This window comes from Candidatus Pelagibacter sp. uisw_091, assembly GCF_059512525.1.
Window position 1 is genome coordinate 13,391 of record NZ_CM183455.1, and the last position, 19,906, is coordinate 33,296.

Here is a 19,906-nt window from a genome sequence, read left to right on the forward strand (position 1 = left end):
TCTTTCCTTTTGTTTTTAAAAAAGCTAATCACTAACTAAAATTTAAATTTTTTAATACCTTAAATGGATTGTTTAAAGGTGATGATTTTTTAAGGTTTTTCTTAATTTGTTTTTGTGGGCTATATTTGAAATAAATATCTTTGTCTTTCTCATGTGTTTTATAATTCATTTTTTCAATTAATTTTTTAAAATTTTCTTTACTGCATCCTAATAAATTAAGCATCTCAGGAACTAGTTTAATTTCTTTACCTTTTTCGGGGTCAGAGTTTATTATTTGTACAAATAACCTTTCCAAAATATCTATTCTAACAAAATAATTATCAAAACTTTCAAAACCACAAAGAAGCATAAAGTTTTTATCTTTTATATTTTTATTATCTAAAAAGTTTAAACCAAAAGTAGGAGGAGTTAGATCAAATTTTTTTTGATTAAAGTTTTTCCATAATAATGTTCTTAGGGACACAGCTTCAGGCTTTAATAATTTAAATAAAAAAACATGATATCTTCCAAATTTTACACCTAAATCTCTTAAAATTTTTCTTTCATCTTGACCAAGTTTTTTTAAATATTCAGCTACTGCCTCTCTTTTAATTACACCATTATTTTCATATAATTGATAAGCCAAAGCTTTAATTGATGAGTTACTTTCCTTTAAATTTTTTAAGTCAATTAGACTTTTTAGTACTAAATTTATTTTTTCTTTAGTCCAATTTCCAATAAATTCTGATAATTTTTTTTTATCATCATTTTCTAAAATATCATCTACTATTAAAAAGATTTCTGGATTTAAATAATCCTTACCAGCCATTAATCTAGCAATCGGAAAATTTTTCCAATAAATTTTAAAATCATCTTTTATTTCTATTAATCCCGTATCTATAATTGATTGAATTCTTTTTTGTAGCTCTGGGCCAACAGTTTGTCTTGCTGCTTTTTTTAGCGATTTAATATCAGTTTCAAGTGCACCAGTTTTTAAATCCAGCTCAAATCTTAAACCTTTTAAATTACCAATAAATTGTTCATCAATTATTACTTTATCATCATCCATTATCTCAGTTTTGAATTCCATATCTTGTTTTAATCCTCTTGCGAGCACACTGGCTCTTTTATCAATAAAAGTTTTAGTAAGTTCTTCATGTAGTCTGTCAGATAATCTGTCTTCTAATAATTTTGTTTTTTCTATCCAATAACTTTGGCTTTCTACCCAATTAATTTTATTTGAAACATATGACCAAGTCCTAACATTTGCAATTCTATTTGATAAAGAATCAACATTTCCATCTAATTTATCCAATTTTACTAACTGTAACCTCATATAATCATCGGTAATTTTGCCATCTTTACCATTCAAAAAACTAAAAACTTTACTAACGACCTCAAGGTGGTTGCCATAGGTTTTCTTAACAAAATCAGGAATTTGACAACATTCCCAAAGTAATTCTAATGTTTCTTGATTGTTTTTAATATTGTGACCATCCATATCTTTTAAAAAATATTTTAAAAGTTTTTCATCTCCACACTCATGTATTTTTTTTAACCAATCACTATTGGGTTTTTCTTCAAGTGATTTAACTAAACTTAAAGCGTTATTAAAATTTAAATTAGAATTTCTCCAAAAAAGAATATTAATTTCTTCAAATTTGTGATTTTCAAGTAATTCAACTTGTTCTGCAGAAATTTCTTTACAGTCTCCAGTAATTCCAAAGTTTCCATCATTTAAATATCTGCCTGCTCTTCCAGAAATTTGTCCAATTTCAGACATGTTAAGACGCCTTAATTTTCTCCCATCAAATTTTTTTAAGTTTGAAAAAAAAACATTTTCTAAATCCATATTAATTCCCATTCCAATTGCATCAGTTGCGACTAGAAAATCAACATCTCCAGATTGATATAGTTGAACTTGCGCGTTTCGTGTCTTAGGACTTAACGAACCCATAACAATAGCCGCCCCACCTTTTTGTCTTCTAACTAGTTCTGCAATTGCATAAACTTCTTCAGTTGAAAAAGCAATTATGGCTGTTTTTCTATTTATTCTTGAAATTTTTTTATGGCCAACATAGGTAAGTTTAGAGAGTCTTTCTCTATTTATAAATTCTGTATCTTCATCTAATTTATTTACTATATTTTTAATCGTGCTCGAACCCATAAACATAGTTAATTTTTCTCCACGTAGGTTTAATAATCTATCAGTAAAAATATGACCTCTTTCATGATCTGCACACATTTGTATTTCGTCTATTCCAACAAAATCCAAATGTTTATTAATTGGCATAGATTCTACTGTACAAAGAAAATATTTTGCATTTGAAGGAATGATTTTTTCTTCACCAGTAATTAAGGCAACTTTATCTACACTAATTTTTTTAATAATTTTGTCATAAACTTCACGCGCAAGCAGCCTCAGGGGAAAACCAATCATTCCCGAATCAAAAGAAAGCATAGTTTCAATCGCTAAGTATGTTTTTCCAGTATTTGTTGGACCGAGAACAGCTGTAATTTTGTTTTTAGACATTTCTATTAATGGTACCTTTAATTTATACTCCACCACATGTTGTTACTCATAAAGAACAAAAATAGGCTAAAACATGACCGAATCGCAGGAGAAAAAGTTCTCATTTTACTTTTTTTAAATCAATCTGATTAATAAATATGTCCGTTAACTATAACATAGTGTAACAATTATTTTCATTAATAAAAATAGGAGAAAAAATGTTTAAAGATTTATTCAAAAAATTTGCCATAACATTGTTCTTGATAGCTAGTTTTGCAGGTAAAACATATTCTGCAGAGCTTTCTTTCTTTACAATAGGTACTGGTGGAACGGCATATACTTATTATCCAGTTGGAGGAATGATTGCTAATGCAATTTCTAAACCTCCAGGATCAAGAGAATGTGGCAAAGGCGGAAGTTGTGGTGTTGATGGTTTAATTGCATCAGCTGTTTCTTCAAGAGGATCAGTGGATAATGTAAATGCGATTATATCTGGTTTAAGAAATTCAGGATTTGCACAATCTGATGTTGCTTATTGGGCTTATACTGGAACTGGAACTATGGAAGGCAAAGAGCCTGCCAAAGATTTAAGAACAATAGCGGCTTTATTCGAAGAGCACATTCATTTAGTTACTTTAAAGAAAAGCAAAATTAAATCTGTAAAAGATTTAAAAGGAAAAAAGGTATCATTAGATGAGCCAGGTTCAGGAACATATGTGGATGCACTTTTAATATTAGAAGCAAATGGTCTTAGTGAAAAAGATGTACAAGCCGAAGCATTAAAAGGTAACGCTGCAACAGACGCTTTAAGAAACGGAAAAGTCGATGCAATTTTTGTAGTTGCTGGATATCCTACTGGCGCATTAGTAGAACTAGCATCTTCTGTTTCAATAAAGTTGATTCCAATTGATGGTGCTGGAGCAAAAAAATTAACTGATAAGCATGGTTTCTTTTCTCAAAGCTCAATACCAGAAGGCACTTATGAAGGTGTTAAATCAACTAGCACTGTAGCTGTAGGTGCTCAATGGTTTACATCTGCAAAAGAAGACGATGACTTAATCTACAATATTACTAAAGCTTTGTGGAACTCCGAGTCTCGTAAGTTGATGGATGTTGGACATTCAAAAGGAAAAACAATTACACCAGATACTGCCTTGGCAGGTGTTGGTGTACCATTGCATCCTGGAGCAGAGCGTTTCTATAAAGAAGCAGGTCTAATTAAATAAATAATACATTAAACCCTGGGTCTAAAACCCAGGGTTTTTTTATGAATAATCAAATCCCAACAGAAAAAGAATTAGAAGAAATCGAAAAAAATTACGATCCTCAACTTTCGTTTAGAAAGTTAGGTGTAAAACTCGAAGTATTAGTTTCATTATTATTAGTCTTAATGTCAGTCTATCATTTTTGGGCCTCCGGTTTTGGTTTGGTAAGAGAAGTTCTACATAGAGGAATTCATATTTCATTTGTATTAGCTTTAGTCTTTTTATTATTTGGCTGGAACAAAAAAGAAGATTTAAACAAAACTAATAAAGGATATTTTTATTTTCAAAATATTTCTATTTTAGATTATATATTTGCATTTTTAGCAGTTGGTTCGGCTTTATACTTACCATTTCTTCCATCTAAAGAACTCGCAAGCATAGTGGGCAATCCAGGGTTGTTAGATGTTTTTATTGGTTCTGTATTAATAGTTTTAACTCTAGAAGCTGCAAGACGTTCTGTTGGCCCAACACTTCCAATTATTGCAATAATTTTTACTCTATTTGCTCTTTTTGGACCTTTAGCTCCTGGTGCTTTGAAGCACGGAGGAACAAGTTGGTTGGGTTTCGTTAATCATATTTATATAACAAATCAGGGCGTTTATGGCATTGCCGTTGGTGTTATGGCTCAATATGTTTTTCTATTCATTTTATTTGGTGTTTTGGCAACAAAAGTGGGTCTTGGAAAATTGTTTATTGACTTAGCAATGGTTGTAGCGGGAAGGTTTTCAGGTGGGCCAGCAAAGGTTGCAATATTTTCTTCAGCTTTTATGGGAACTATTTCAGGCTCATCTATAGCAAACACAGTTACAACGGGATCATTGACAATTCCTGCTATGAAAAAAATTGGTTATCCTGCACATTTTGCAGGAGCAGTAGAAGCGGCCTCCTCAACAGGTGGCCAAATTACTCCTCCGATATTGGGTGCTGCAGCTTTCATTATGGTTGAGTATCTAGAGATACCCCTTAAAGATATTTTGGCGGCAGCATTAATTCCTGCACTTCTTCATTATTTTGGAATTTTTATCATGGTTCATCTTGAGGCAAAAAAATTAGGGCTTAGAGGATTAGAAGATAAAGAGATGCCTAAATTTTTTTATGTATTAAAAGAAAATTGGCTTTCGTTAATACCTCTTTTTATTTTGGTATATTTTATTTTATCTGGAAAGACACCAGACTTTGCAGCAATATATGCAATTATATCGTGCGTAGTAGTGGGTATATTAAAACCTAAAAATAAACTTACTTTAAAAGATTTGTTTAATTGTTTTGCCTCAGGAGCAAAAAATACTCTTGCTGTTGGCGCAGCTGCTATCTGTGTTGGTATAATTGTAGGTGTGGTTACCTTAACAGGTGTGGGTTTTAGATTAGGATTTGTTGTTTTACAAACAGCAGGAGATATAGGAATTTTTTTTGGAAATATTTGGCCTATCTCTTATTTTTCATTGGAAGAACTTACTTTATTTTTTTCATTAATATTAATTGCAATTTCATGCATCATAATGGGGGCAGGAATTCCAACTACGGCAACCTATATAATACTTGTGGCTGTTGCAGCTCCCGCTCTAGCTCAATTAAATATTGAACCATTAGTGGCACATTTTTTTGTATTCTATTATGGAGTTTTAGCAGATATTACCCCACCTGTAGCATTAGCAGCCTATGCTGCTTCAGGAATAGCAAAATCTAATCCATTCCAAACAGGTAATACAGCATTTAGGTTGGGTATAGCGAAAGCATTAGTGCCATTTGTATTTGTTTTTTCTCCTTCCTTACTTTTAATAACTGATGATTTTAATTTAATAACTCTATTAATAACTTTATTGGGTGCAATGATAGGGATTGCTCTTATTGGTATAGCATTTTCAGGTTACTGGTTTAAACCACTTTCTGTCCTAGAAAGATGGATCATTGGAATTGTTTCATTATTTTTTGTTGCACCAGGAATTAAAACTATGATCTTTGGTTTTATTGTTATTAGCCCTATATTTATTTTGCAAATAATGAATAAAAAAATTAAGAATTAAACTTAATTAAAATTAACCACCAGGACCAAGATCAGATGGTTTTATTTTTAAAATTTTCCAAATACCTGATGCTGAGGTTATAATTTTATTATTACATTTCAGCTCACAAAATAAAAATATTAGTGTATTGGTCTTTTTAAGAATTCTTGTAAAGCCAGTAATTATATCACCTAGTTTAGAGGCACCAATAAATTTTAAATCCAATGAAATAGTTACACAAGGTGCATTTCCAGATGCCCTGTGAGCTGCAGTACCTACTCCGGCATCAATTAAGGCTGATAAATAACCACCGTGAGTTATTCCAGCTGCATTTAAATGATTTTCATTAATTGTACTTTTAAACTCATACTCTGTTTCAGAAATAGTTCTAAATAAAACACCACCATTGTGTTTCATAAAGCCAGGTCTAATACTTATTTGCTCAAATTTATTATTCATAATTCTTTATAATACGAAAGTTAAAATTAATAAAATTATAAAAATAATTATAAAAAAATATATAACTGATTTTTGTAGTGATGATTTTAATAGCCAATCTAACATTTTTATCTATCCTTTTTGGTGGACCGCCCAGAACTCGAATCTGGAATCTCCCGGTTCGTAGCCGAGCGCCTTATCCAATTTGGCCAGCGGTCCTTAATTAAATAATTTTGTCCAACATATCAAAGTTTTTGATGTAATTTAAGTTATAAAATATTATGCTGTACTATCAATGAGCAAAAAATCAAATGATGTGGTTATTACAGCTGCATTAAGAACACCTATAGGCACATATAAAGGATCTTTAAAAGGTCTTAGTGCTGATAAACTTGGTGCACTAGCTATTAAAGAAGCTGTTTATAAATCAAAATTAAAATCAGACGATATTGATGAGGTGATTATGGGACACGTTCTCACTTCTGGATTAGGGCAAAACCCAGCAAGACAAGCTTCTATTCATGCTGGAATTCCAGTTTCAAAACCTGCACATGCAATTAATCAAGTATGTGGATCTGGATTAAGATCTGTAATTTCAGGATATCAATCTATTAAACTAGGTGAAAATAAAATTATAATCGCTGGTGGACAAGAAAATATGTCTAGAGCACCACATACAATACTTTATCGAGAAGATAAAAAATTAAATGAAAATAAATTAGTTGATACAATGGTCAATGATGGACTGATAGACTCATTTAATAATTATCACATGGGCGTTACGGCAGAAAATGTAGCAGAAAAGTATCAAATTTCTAGAGATGAACAGGATATGTTCGCCTTCAATTCTCAAAAAAAAACACAAGATGCCATAAGTAATGATAAATTCAAAAACGAGTTAATTAAATTAAATATTAATACAGATGATAAAAATTTTATTTTTGAAAAAGATGAACATCCAAGAAGTAATTTAAACTTAGAGGATTTAAAAAAATTAAAAACTGTTTTTAAAGAAAATGGAACAGTTACGGCGGGTAATTCATCAGGAATAAATGATGGTGCGGCAGCAACTATTTTAATGTCTAGAGAAGAGGCGGAACTTAGAGGTATAGAACCTTTAGCAAAAGTGGTCTCCTGGGCAACTTGTGGTGTTGAGCCTTCATTGATGGGACTAGGTCCAATTATGGCTGTTAATATAGCTTTAGAAAAAGCAGGATGGAAAATTGAAGATATTGATTTATTTGAAGTCAATGAAGCATTTGCAGCTCAAAGTATTGCTGTGATTAGAGATCTTAAAATTCCTAAAAAAATTGTGAATGTTAATGGTGGAGCAATTGCATTAGGACATCCAATTGGAGCTTCTGGAACCAGAATTTTAGTAACCCTTATTCATGAAATGATAAAACAAAATAAAAACAAAGGGTGCGCTACTCTCTGTATTGGTGGTGGAATGGGTATAGCCATGTGCATTGAAAGAAATTAATTTCTTATTTATTTGTTAATTTTTTAAGTTTTTTGTTCAATAAAAATACAGGTTTGCATAAAAAAACTTATTATTGTGCTAAAATAACATGAGATATAGTTTTTTTTAGGTGTATAAATCGATTTAAATAATGAGTGAAAAATTACTTGTCCCAGATATTGGTGAATTTGAAAAAGTTGAGGTTATTGAACTTTTAGTAAAAGTTGGAGATAAAATAAACTTAAATGATCCTATTGTTACTATTGAGAGTGATAAATCTAGCGTTGAAATTCCATCAACAGTCACTGGTAAGGTAGAATCTGTAAATATTAAAGTGGGTGATAAAGTTTCTAAAGGGGATTTATTGTTAAGTGTTGAGCCTTCAAAAGAAAGCCCTTCAGAAAAGCCAATTCCTAAAGATACAGAAAGTATTATTAAACAAGCAGAATCAGTTTTAAAAAATGAAAAAAAAGAAGCGACCACTGAACAAAGCCCAGTTGTGGAAAAAAAACAAACAATAATTCAGGTTACAAATGGCAATGATATTGATCCATTAGAAACTCAAGATTGGTTAGAGTCTTTATCTGCAGTTGTTGAAAAAGATGGAAATCAAAGAGCTCATTTTTTGATAAAAGAATTAATTAACAAAGCATATCGAGAAGGTGCAAATATTCCTTATACACAGCACACTCCTTACATTAATACAATCCCACCAGAGGCAGAAGTTAAGTCTAATGGAGATCAGAATATTGAAAGAAGAATTAGATCTTTAATTAGATGGAATGCAGCAGCCATGGTTGTTAGAGCAAATAAAAAATTTCCTGAATTAGGTGGCCATATAGGTACATTTGCATCAGCAGCAACACTTTATGATGTAGGAATGAATCATTTTTGGAGAGCTAAGAATAATAAATTTGGTGGTGATTTAGTTTATTTTCAAGGTCATAGTGCACCAGGCGTCTATGCTAGAGCATTTCTAGAAGGTAGATTAAATGAAAAACAATTAGATAGTTTTAGACAAGAAGTAAAACCAGGTGGACTTTCTTCATACCCACATCCTTGGTTGATGCCAAAGTTTTGGCAGTTTCCAACTGTATCAATGGGACTAGGGCCTATGCTTGCAATTTATCAGGCGAGATACATGAAATATTTAATTAACAGAGGATTAATTAAAGATGAAGGTAGAAAAGTTTGGGCATTTCTTGGTGATGGAGAAATGGATGAACCCGAATCTTTAGGTGCAATAGGATTAGCAGCTAGGGAAAAACTGGATAATTTAATATTTGTTGTAAACTGCAATCTTCAAAGATTAGATGGACCTGTCAGAGGTAATGGAAAAATTATTCAAGAGCTAGAAGGAAGCTTTAGAGGAGCTGGTTGGAATGTAATTAAAGTAATTTGGGGTTCTTACTGGGACTCATTGATTGCTAATGATAAAACAGGTCACTTAGTTAAAACTATGAATGAAACTGTTGATGGTGAATATCAAGCAATGAAAGCTAGAGATGGAGCTTATGTTAGAGAAAAATTTTTTGGGAAATATCTAGAGACTCAAGAGCTAGTTTCTAGTTTATCAGATAAAGATATTTGGAGATTAAATAGAGGTGGTCATGACCCTCATAAAGTTTATGCAGCATACGACCGGGCATCAAAAAACCAAGGTAGCCCAACGGTTATAATTGCTAAAACCATTAAGGGTTATGGTATGGGAAAAACAGGTGAAAGTGTTAACACTACTCATCAAACTAAAAAATTAGATGTAGATGATTTGCTATATTATAGAGATCGTTTTGATGTCCCATTAACAGATGAACAAGTAAAAAATGTTGAATATTTTAAGCCTGATGAAAAATCACTAGAGATTAAATATATTAAAGAAAAGAGAATGAGACTTGGTGGTCACTTACCTGAAAGAACAACATATTCAAAACCTATTAAAGCACCAGCAAAAGATATTTTTGATTTTATGAAAGTATCAACGGGTGAAAAGGAAATGTCCACAACCATGGCATTAGTTAGAATGTTTACAAATTTATTAAGAGACAAAAATGTTTCACCAAGATTAGTTCCAATTATTCCTGATGAAGCAAGAACTTTTGGTATGGAAGGATTTTTTCAAAAAATAGGAATATATGCACACGAAGGTCAAAAGTATGAACCAGAAGATTCTGCTCAGTTAAGTTCTTACAGAGAAGAGAAAACTGGACAAGTTCTAGAAGAAGGAATTAATGAAGCTGGAGCAATGTCGTCATGGATTGCTGCTGCAACTTCCTACACTAATCATGATATTGAAATGATACCAATTTATATTTTTTATTCTATGTTTGGTTTTCAAAGAATAGGTGACCTTGCATGGGCAGGTGGAGACAGTCAGGCTAGAGGATTTTTAATTGGAGCAACAGCTGGAAGAACTACTTTAGCTGGTGAAGGACTACAACACCAAGATGGACACAGTCACTTGATAGCCTCAACAATACCAAATTGTGTGACATACGATCCAACTTTTCATTATGAGCTAGCTGTTATTTTTAGAGAAGGTTTGAGAAGAATGCATGAAAAAAATGAGAATGTTTTTTATTATATCACAACCATGAATGAAAATTATTCACATCCAAGTATACCAAAAGATAAGAATTGTGAAGAAGGAATTCTTAAAGGAATGTATAAAATTAAAGAGTTCAACAAATATAAAAAAACTAAAATTCAACTTTTAGGTTCAGGCACAATATTGAGAGAAATGATAACTGCAGCAGAAATCCTTCAAAATGAATATCAGATAGATAGTGAAATCTGGAGTGTCACTAGTTTTAACGAGTTGAGAAAAGATGGTATGGAAGTTGAGAGGTATAATCTTTTAAATCCCGATAAAGAACAAAAGGTTTCATTTGTAGAGCAGTGTTTAGGAAAAACTGAAGGACCAATCTTGGCAGCTTCAGATTATATGAGAATGAATTCTGATCAAATCAGACCTTATACTAATAAAAGTTTTTATTCTTTAGGTACAGATGGTTATGGAAGAAGCGACACTAGAAAAAACCTTAGAAATTTTTTTGAAGTTGATAAAGAACATATTGTTACTTATGGACTTAGCGTACTAGCAAAAGAACAACTAATAGCCTCAAAATATGCTAAAGAAGCCATAAAGAAGTATAACATTGATGGCAGCAAACCAATGCCAACAAAACTATAAGATGCCAGATAAAGAGATTAAAGTACCAAATATTGGTGAATTTAAAGACGTTGAGGTAATCGAAGTATTAGTTTCAAATGGTCAGTCAGTATCTAAAAATGATCCACTTATTACAATTGAGAGTGACAAATCTAGTGTTGAAATACCAGCTTCTTTTGATGGAAAGGTTAAGTCTGTTAAAATTAAAGTAGGAGATAGGGTTTCAGAAGGTGATTTAATATTAATTGTAGAGCAATCTGGAGAAGAAGAAGAGAGTATAGAACAAAAAACTATTAAAGAAGCAGAGCTTGTTACAAATCAAAATCAAGAAGAAAAAATTGAAAAAGTTATACAAACACAAAATTTAATAAAAAAAAACAATTCAGAAGCTTCATCTGCAAGTCCAAAAGTACGTAAATTTGCTCGAGAGCTTGGTGTTAATATTAATGAGATAGTTGGCAGTGAAAGGCAAGGAAGAATTGTAGAAGATGATGTAAAAAATTTTATATCCTCTAAAATTAACAAAACTTCAGATAAAATTGAAGCTCAACCTAAAAAAATTTTTAGTGAATTTCCCCATTCTGATTTTGGAGAAATTGAAGTTAAAGATATGCCTAGGGTTAAAAAATTAGCCTCTACATATTTAGTTAATTCTTGGACTACAATACCTCATGTAACAAACCATGATGAAGCAGATATAACTGAAATGGAAGATTTTAGAACTTCACTTACAGATATGTATACTGGTGAGAGAAAAAAAATTACTCCCTTAGCTTTTATTGTTAAAGCTCTAGTTATATCTTTAAAAAAGTTTCCTAGTTTCAACTCATCAATAGATGATATTGAAAATGGAAAAATAACAATGAAAAATTATTTTCATATCGGAATTGCAGTCGACACACCACATGGTTTGATGGTGCCAAAAATTAGAAATGCTGATAATAAAAGTATATCATATATTGGCAATGAATTGAAAACAGTAAGTGACCAATGTAGAAATTTAAAAATAGATAAGAAAGAATTCTTTGGAGGATCTATGACCATTACAAGTCTTGGAGGAATTGGAGGTTCATTTTTTACACCAATAATAAATTATCCTGAAGTTGCTATACTAGGAGTAGGTAAAGCACAAAAAAAAAAATTTTTATCAATGGAAAATTTGAAACAAGAACAATGTTACCGCTTTCATTATCATATGATCATAGGATAATTGATGGAGCTGAAGCAGCTAGATTTAATAATGATCTAAAAGAAAATTTAGGCAAAAATTTTGCTTATAAATTAGCTGTATAAATTTTAATGTCAAAAACCTCATCATTATTTTGTGCATTACTTTGTACATTCATATGGGGAACAACTTTTATTGCTCAAGATACTGGAATGGACGACATTGGTCCTTTCACTTTTAATGCGGTTAGGTTTTTTGTAGGCTTTTTAGTAGTAGCCCCTTTAGCTTTTATTTTTGAAAGAAAAAATATCTCAAAATCAGTCCAAAGAAATCGAAAAGAATTTACCAACTTAGCTCTTTTAATAGGCCTATCTTTATTCTTAGGATCAGCACTTCAACAAGTGGCTTTACTCTATACAGATGTTGCTAATGCAGCATTCTTTACTATTTTTTATGTACCAATGGTCCCGTTTATAATTTTTTTTATGTATAAAAAACCAATACACTGGAGCATTTGGCCTTCTGTTCTTCTTTGTGTGATAGGAGGTTATTTATTAACTAATTTTTATAGTGCAACGGTTAGAACTGGTGATGCGCTTATAATAATGGGTGCATTTTTCTGGAGTACACATATTATTTTTACTGGCAAAATTATAGAAAACTACAATCTTCCATTAACAATTGGTGCAATTCAAACTTTAATTGTTGCTTCTTTATCATTGATTGTAGGATTAATTTTTGAAGACTTTATTTGGTTAAATATTCTTAAAGAAAAATTTCAAATTTTATATGCTGGAGTTTTATCTGGAGGTCTTGCTTTTGTATTGCAAATATATGCACAAAGAAATATCTCCCCAGCTCCATCAGCAATAATTTTTTCTTTAGAAGGTGTTTTTGCAACTATTGCAGCTTGGATTTTATTAGATCAAATTTTAGATATTAATAATTTATTTGGCTGTATATTCATTTTATTTGGAGTTTTATTTTCTCAATTGACACCAATACTTAAAAAAAACTAATTATATATTATAATAAATAAAATTATTGCAACTACAATTCTATAGAATACAAAAACACTTAAAGAAAATTTATTTATATATTCTAAGAAAAATTTAACAGTAAAATAAGAAGACAAAAAAGATAAAGCAATCGCTATAAATATAAGATAATTAAATTCAAAACTTTGACTAATAGCATCTTTTAAGCTCAATATACTTGCTCCTGCTAAAGCAGGAATAGCCAATAAAAAAGAAATTTTACTTGAGTCAAATCTATTAAATCTAAAAATTCTTGCAGCAGTAATTGTAATTCCTGCCCTACTAACTCCCGGTATTAATGAAAGTGTTTGAAATAAACCAATATACAATATTACTTTTAAATTTAAGTTAGATGATATTTTTTTATCAAACCTACATTTGTCTGCAATGTATAAAATGATTCCAAATATCAAAGTTGTCCAAGCAATTATTTTTATGTCTCTTAATATATAAATTAACCCTGTTTTATAAAGGGTATACCCAATAACTATTAGAGGTATAGAGCCAAAAATCATTAATGATAATAATCTTTGATTATTTTTTAGATCAGCCAATTCTTTTCTAAAAAAAAATATGATTGCTAATAAAGACCCAAGGTGCAAACTAACATCTATCAATAGAGAGTTTGATTTAAACTCATAAAGAGAAGAGACAACAATTAAGTGAGCAGACGAGCTTATTGGTAAAAATTCAGACACACCTTGTACAAGTGACAGAATTACAATTTCTATTATATTGGTTAGCATTTTCTTTCGTAACTTAAATAGCCTTAAAATAAAACAATTCCGTGGCAACATAATAGGTATGCATAATTAGCAAAAATACCGTAAATAAAGACTTTTTGAAAAAAAAAGGTCATAAATACTGACTTAGTTTATCTTTTTTATTAGAAAGGCTTAATATATGCTTGTGAAAAAAAAGGTAAAAAATGTCAGATAAAATGTTAAAATTTGTAAATATAGGTCAACAAAACCCACCTAAAAGAGGAGTTTCAAATAGAAAAGAGGACTTTAATGAAATTTATAAAGAATTTATTCAGGAAAAGGCAAGCGAGCAAGCAAGTAGGTGCTCACAGTGTGGAGTTCCATTTTGCCAAGTTCATTGCCCTTTAAGTAATAATATTCCTGACTGGCTAAAATTAACAGCTGAGGGAAGATTAAAAGAAGCTTATGAGTTGGCACAAAGTACAAATAATATGCCTGAAGTTTGTGGAAGGATTTGTCCACAAGATAGATTGTGTGAAGGTAACTGTGTTATTGAACAGTCAGGACATGGTACCGTTACAATAGGATCAGTAGAAAAATATATTACAGATACAGCTTGGAAAGAAGGTTGGGTTAAACCAATAGAGGTTAGATGTGAGAAGAGTCAAAGTGTTGGAATTATAGGTGCAGGACCAGCAGGTTTAGCTGCGGGTGAACAATTACGTAAATTAGGTTATCAAATTACGATATATGATCGTTATGATAGATCAGGAGGATTATTAATATATGGAATACCTAATTTTAAACTAGAAAAATTTGCAGTAGAAAGAAGAACAAAACTGCTCGAAGAAGGAGGCATAAAATTTGTTCAAAATTTTGAGGTGGGTAAAGATGCTACGTTAGATCAATTAAGAAAAAAGCACGATGCAATACTAGTAGCAACTGGAGTGTATAAAGCTAGAGAAATAGATTTACCAGGAAAAGACTTAGCAAATATTTTTCCAGCAATGGATTTTTTAACAGCTTCTAATAAAAAAGGATTAGGAGATAAAGTAGAATTATTTGATAATGGAACTTTAAATGCAGAAGGAAAAGATATTGTGGTAATAGGTGGAGGTGACACAGCAATGGATTGTGTAAGAACTTCAATAAGACAGAATGCAAAATCTGTAAAATGTTTATACAGAAGAGACAAAGAAAATATGCCTGGATCAGCGCGTGAAGTTGGAAATGCTGAAGAAGAAGGTGTTGAATTTGTTTGGTTGTCAAGTCCTAAAGAATTTATAGGAAAAAATAAAGTTGAAAGTTTAGTTGTAGATAGAATTAAACTAGGTGAACCAGATGATAGTGGTAGAAGAAAACCTGAGATAGAAGACAATTCAGAATTTAATATTAAAGCAGATATAGTTATAAAAGCATTAGGCTTTAATCCTGAAAACTTACCAAAATTATTCAACGCAAATGATTTACAAGTAACTAAATGGGGCACTTTAAAAGTAGATTTTCATACAATGGAAAGCAATTTATCAGGAGTATTTGCTGCAGGAGATATAGTCAGAGGTGCTTCATTAGTTGTTTGGGCTATCAGAGATGGAAGAGATGTAGCAGCATCAATTAGAAAATTTTTAGAACAGAAAGAATTAAAAACTTCGAAAGTTGCGTAATGGAAAATTATTTAAAAAATCGTAAAATTTTAGAGAAAGGTCAAGTTTACTCTAAAAGCATGGAGCATGATGCGTGTGGAGTAGGCTTAATAGCCTCTACAGAAGGTAAAAAATCAAGAAAAGTAGTTGAATATGGTATTAATGCTTTAAAGGCAGTTTTTCATAGAGGAGCTGTTGATGCCGATGGAAAAACAGGTGATGGAGCAGGAATTCATTTAGAAATTCCCTCTGATTTTTTTGCAGAAAAAATAGAGCTTACTGGCCATAAACATGATGGTTCTGAAATTTGTATAGGAATGATTTTTTTACCTAGAAATAATTATGAAGCTCAAGAGAATGCTAGGACTTTAGTTGAAAGTGAACTAACCAAAAGTGACTTTAGTATTTATGGTTGGAGGCAAGTTCCGGTAAATACAAGAGTCCTTGGAGAAAAAGCAAATTTCACAAGACCAGAAATAACCCAAGTGCTTTTTAAAAATAATAATAAAAATTTAAGTGGAAAAGAGCTTGAGCGTAAATTGTACGAATCAAGAAGAAAAATAGAAAAAGCAGCTATAAAAAATGCAATTGAAGGTTTTTATATTTGCTCATTAAGTTCTAAATCTATTATTTATAAAGGAATGTTTTTAGCAGAATCAATTGCTGATTTTTATATAGATTTAAAAGATGAAAGATTTATTTCTCGTTATGCAATATTTCATCAAAGATTTTCTACAAATACAGCACCAAGTTGGGATCTTGCACAACCCTTTAGAGCAATAGCTCATAATGGAGAGATAAATACTTTAAAAGGTAATTATAATTGGATGAAAGTACATGAGCAAGAAATGCATAGTCCATTATTTGAAGATATGGAAAATCTAAGACCTGTTATTCCTGCTGGATCATCCGACTCTGCAGCCTTAGATAGTGTATTTGAGTTATTAAATATCTCAGGTCAGCCAGCACCTCTTGCTAAATTAATGTTAATTCCTGATGCATGGTCTAAAAAAAGTAAGACGCTTTCTAAAGATCATCAACAATTATTTAATTTTTTGAATAGCACAATGGAACCTTGGGATGGACCTGCAGCAATTGCTGGGACAGATAATGAATGGGTAATAGCTGCTACAGATAGAAATGGTCTACGTCCAATGAGATACACGATTACTAAAGATAAAATTCTTTGTGCTGGATCAGAAACAGGAATGGTAGAATTAGATGAAAAGAAAATAATTACCAAAGGAAGGCTAGGACCTGGAGAAATAATTGGTGTTAGAATTGAAAAAGGTAAAGTTTTTACTAACAGCCAAATTAAAGACTTTTTAGCAAAAGAATATAAACATTTTAATAATCAAATTATTGAATTAGATAAAAAACTTATAATAAAAAATGAAAAACCTATTTTTTATGGTGATGAGCTCAAAAAAAGACAGTATTCATTTGGATACAGTTTAGAAGATTTAGAACTTATTCTTCATCCGATGGCTGAAGATGCCAAAGAAGCAATTGGTTCAATGGGGGATGACACACCTCTTGCTGTATTATCTGATAAATATAGACCTCTATATCATTTTTTTAGACAAAATTTTAGTCAAGTAACCAACCCTCCAATCGATTCTCTAAGAGAAAATAAAGTTATGAGTTTAAAAACGAGGTTTGGAAATCTTGGGAACATTTTAGATTTTACAAATTTAACTCAAGAAAACATATATGTTTTAAATAGCCCCATCTTATCAAACTTACAGATAGAAAAGTTTATCAACTTTTTTGGAAAAAACTCAGTAGTTATTGATTGTACCTTTGATCATGAAGACAATCTTGAGCAGTCAATTAAAAGAATACAACAACAATCAGAAATTTCAGTTAGGCAAGGTGTAACTCAGTTAATCTTAAGTGATAAAAATGTTACAAAAAAAAGATTAGCAATGCCAATGCTCTTGTGTGTTGGTGCAATAAATACCCATCTTATTAAAAATAAATTAAGAGGATATGCCTCTATTAATGCTCAAACAGGTGAGGCACTAGACACCCATTCATTTGCAACTCTTATTGGAGTTGGGGCTACAACAGTTAATCCTTATCTAGCACTAGACAGTTTATATCAAAGATTTGAAAAAAAATTATTTGGGAATTTTGGTTATGATAAATGTATAGAAAGATTTATTCAGTCAGTTAATTATGGTTTGTTAAAAATAATGTCAAAAATGGGAATATCTGTTCTAAGCTCATACAGAGGTGGATGTAATTTTGAAACAGTTGGTTTAAGTAGAACTGTAGCTTCAGAATATTTTCCAGGGGTTTTATCTAAAATATCTGGAATAGGATTAAGTGGAATTGAAAATAAGTTAAGAGCTATCCATAAGCAAGCATTTGAGGACAATAATTCAGTGCTACCTATTGGAGGACTTTATAGGTATAGAAAAAATGGAGAAACTCATCAATATCAAGGGAAGTTAATGCATCTATTGCAAAGTTCAGTTGGATCGAACTCTTTTGAGGGCTACAAAAAATATGTAAATGGTATTTATAACTTACCCCCAATACACTTAAGAGATCTTATTGGATTTCGAGAAAGAAACCTTAAGCCTTCTATAGATGTTTCAGAAGTAGAACCAATTGAAAACATCTTAAAAAGATTTGGGAGTGGAAGTATGTCTCATGGCGCCTTATCAAAAGAGGCACATGAAACATTGGCAATAGGAATGAACCGAATCAAAGGTGCTTCTTGTAGTGGAGAAGGAGGAGAAGATGAAAAAAGATTTACTAAAATGGATAATGGAGATAGTGCAAACTCTAGAGTCAAACAAATTGCATCAGCAAGATTTGGTGTAACAATTAATTATCTAAATAATTGTAATGAAATTGAAATTAAGATTGCACAAGGAGCTAAGCCCGGAGAAGGTGGGCAATTACCTGGTTTTAAAGTTACAGAAGAGATTGCAAGATTAAGACATTCTACACCTGGAGTAACATTGATATCTCCCCCTCCTCATCATGATATATATTCTATTGAAGATCTAGCACAACTAATCTACGATCTTAAACAAGTTAACCCAAAAGCCAGAGTAGGAGTAAAATTAGTTGCATCATCAGGAATTGGAACTATTGCTGCAGGAGTAGCGAAAGCAAAAGCAGATATAATTTTAATTTCTGGTCATAATGGTGGCACAGGAGCCACACCACAAACAAGCGTTAAGTATGTTGGTATTCCATGGGAAATGGGTTTGACTGAAGCTAATCAGGTCTTAACATTAAATAATTTGAGACACACAGTTACATTGAGAACCGATGGTGGAATCAAGACAGGAAGAGATGTTGTAATAGCTGCAATGATGGGAGCAGAGGAGTATGGAGTAGCAACAACAGCTCTAGTAGCAATGGGATGCATAATGGTAAGACAATGTCACTCTAATACTTGTCCAGTTGGAGTTTGTACACAAGATGATGAATTGAGAAAAAAATTCACTGGTACACCAGACAAGGTAGTTAATTTATTTACATTTATTGCTCAAGAAGTAAGAGAAATTTTAGCTGAGATTGGTTTTAGTTCTCTAAATGAGATAATTGGAAGAACTGATTTATTGAGACAAGTAAGTAAAGCTTCTCCAAATTTAGATGATTTAGATTTAAACCCACTTTTTGTTCAGGCAGATCCTGGGGATAATTTAAGATACTGTGAGGATCAAAAAATTAATTTTGTTCCCAATACGCTAGACCAAGAAATTATACCTGAAATTGAAGATCAGATTGGAAAAGTAAAAATAATTGACAAAGAATTTGAAATTAAAAATACTCATAGAACTGTAGGAACAAGAATATCCCATCATCTGTATAAAAAATATGGAAATGAAAAATTAGAGAGTGATTTTTTAACACTTCAATTCAAAGGTTCTGCTGGCCAGTCTTTTGGAGCTTTTGGAGTAAAAGGTTTGAAACTTGTTCTTAAAGGTGATGCGAATGATTATGTTGGAAAAGGTCTATCAGGAGCAACAATATCAATCAAACTCTCAGATGAAAGTAATTTAATTTCTCATGAAAATACAATAATTGGAAATACAGTATTATATGGAGCAACTTCAGGTAAACTTTTTGCAGCTGGTCAGGCTGGTGAGAGATTTGCTGTAAGAAATTCCGGAGCTATTGCTGTTATTGAAGGTTGTGATTCTAATGCTTGTGAATATATGACTGGGGGAACGGTAGTGGTGTTGGGTAATGTAGGAGACAACTTTGGTGCTGGTATGACTGGAGGAATAGCATTTATTTATGATCCAAATAAAGATTTTGAAAAAAAAGCTAATTCAGAAACTATAATATGGCAAACGCCAGAAACTGATCATTGGATAAATCTTCTTAAGAAACTAATTGAAGAGCATTCTATAGAAACAAATTCTAATTTATCTAAAAAAATAATAGAAAATTTTGATAAAGAAATTTTTAACTTTATACAAATTTGCCCTAAAGAAATGATTGATAAGTTAAAAAATCCTATAAGCTTAAATCCCATCATAAAAGAAGTAAGCTAA

General features: G+C 31.3%; 10 protein-coding genes, 1 tRNA gene and 1 pseudogene. 8 read left to right on the plus strand and 4 right to left on the minus strand.

The genetic code is table 11. The features are described from left to right. Positions 1-31 precede the first annotated feature (31 nt). Entirely contained in the window at positions 32-2,512 is a 2,481-nt protein-coding gene (locus AC5YGA_RS00090; protein ID WP_415308464.1) for a helicase-related protein, read from the minus strand. A gap of 179 nt (positions 2,513-2,691) precedes the next feature. Between AC5YGA_RS00090 and AC5YGA_RS00095 the strand changes: the two genes are divergently transcribed. Both AC5YGA_RS00095 and AC5YGA_RS00100 read left to right on the plus strand, forming a co-directional pair. Beyond that, a complete protein-coding gene (locus tag AC5YGA_RS00095) occupies positions 2,692-3,717 on the plus strand; it encodes a TAXI family TRAP transporter solute-binding subunit (RefSeq protein ID WP_415309372.1) in 1,026 nt (341 codons plus the stop codon). Positions 3,718-3,758: 41 nt separating this feature from the next. Beyond that, positions 3,759-5,780, plus strand: a complete 2,022-nt coding sequence (locus AC5YGA_RS00100; protein WP_415308465.1) for a TRAP transporter permease — start codon at positions 3,759-3,761, stop codon at positions 5,778-5,780. A gap of 12 nt (positions 5,781-5,792) precedes the next feature. Here AC5YGA_RS00100 and AC5YGA_RS00105 read toward each other — a convergent pair whose 3' ends face one another. Continuing rightward, entirely contained in the window at positions 5,793-6,218 is a 426-nt protein-coding gene (locus AC5YGA_RS00105; RefSeq protein ID WP_415308467.1) for a PaaI family thioesterase, read from the minus strand. A gap of 121 nt (positions 6,219-6,339) precedes the next feature. Next, a tRNA-Arg gene (locus AC5YGA_RS00110) sits at positions 6,340-6,416 on the minus strand. Between the two features lie 76 nt (positions 6,417-6,492). Here AC5YGA_RS00110 and AC5YGA_RS00115 point away from each other — a divergent pair. The 4 genes and pseudogenes from AC5YGA_RS00115 (at position 6,493) to AC5YGA_RS00130 (ending at position 13,015) form a co-directional block, all read left to right on the plus strand. Next, positions 6,493-7,680 (plus strand): acetyl-CoA C-acetyltransferase, encoded by a 1,188-nt coding sequence (locus AC5YGA_RS00115; protein WP_415308469.1) that lies wholly within the window; start codon positions 6,493-6,495, stop codon positions 7,678-7,680. 130 nt (positions 7,681-7,810) lie between these two features. Next, positions 7,811-10,849, plus strand: a complete 3,039-nt coding sequence (gene aceE, locus AC5YGA_RS00120; RefSeq protein WP_415308470.1) for a pyruvate dehydrogenase (acetyl-transferring), homodimeric type — start codon at positions 7,811-7,813, stop codon at positions 10,847-10,849. Between the two features lies 1 nt (position 10,850). Next, positions 10,851-12,121, plus strand: a pseudogene (locus AC5YGA_RS00125) (2-oxo acid dehydrogenase subunit E2). A 6-nt stretch (positions 12,122-12,127) separates the two neighbouring features. Next, positions 12,128-13,015 carry a DMT family transporter gene (locus tag AC5YGA_RS00130; RefSeq protein WP_415308472.1) on the plus strand — a complete coding sequence of 296 codons (888 nt, stop codon included), beginning with the start codon at positions 12,128-12,130 and terminating at the stop codon, positions 13,013-13,015. Here the strand turns inward: AC5YGA_RS00130 and AC5YGA_RS00135 are convergent. After that, positions 13,012-13,779 carry an undecaprenyl-diphosphate phosphatase gene (locus AC5YGA_RS00135; protein ID WP_415308474.1) on the minus strand — a complete coding sequence of 256 codons (768 nt, stop codon included), beginning with the start codon at positions 13,777-13,779 and terminating at the stop codon, positions 13,012-13,014. The genes AC5YGA_RS00130 and AC5YGA_RS00135 overlap by 4 nt on opposite strands. A 182-nt stretch (positions 13,780-13,961) precedes the next feature. On the opposite strand from AC5YGA_RS00135, the gene AC5YGA_RS00140 reads away from it, so the two are divergent. Both AC5YGA_RS00140 and gltB read left to right on the plus strand, forming a co-directional pair. Beyond that, entirely contained in the window at positions 13,962-15,401 is a 1,440-nt protein-coding gene (locus tag AC5YGA_RS00140; protein ID WP_415308476.1) for an NAD(P)-dependent oxidoreductase, read from the plus strand. Then, positions 15,401-19,906, plus strand: coding sequence for a glutamate synthase large subunit (gltB, locus tag AC5YGA_RS00145; protein WP_415308477.1), 4,506 nt, complete (start codon positions 15,401-15,403; stop codon positions 19,904-19,906). The genes AC5YGA_RS00140 and gltB overlap by 1 nt, the downstream gene beginning before the upstream one ends.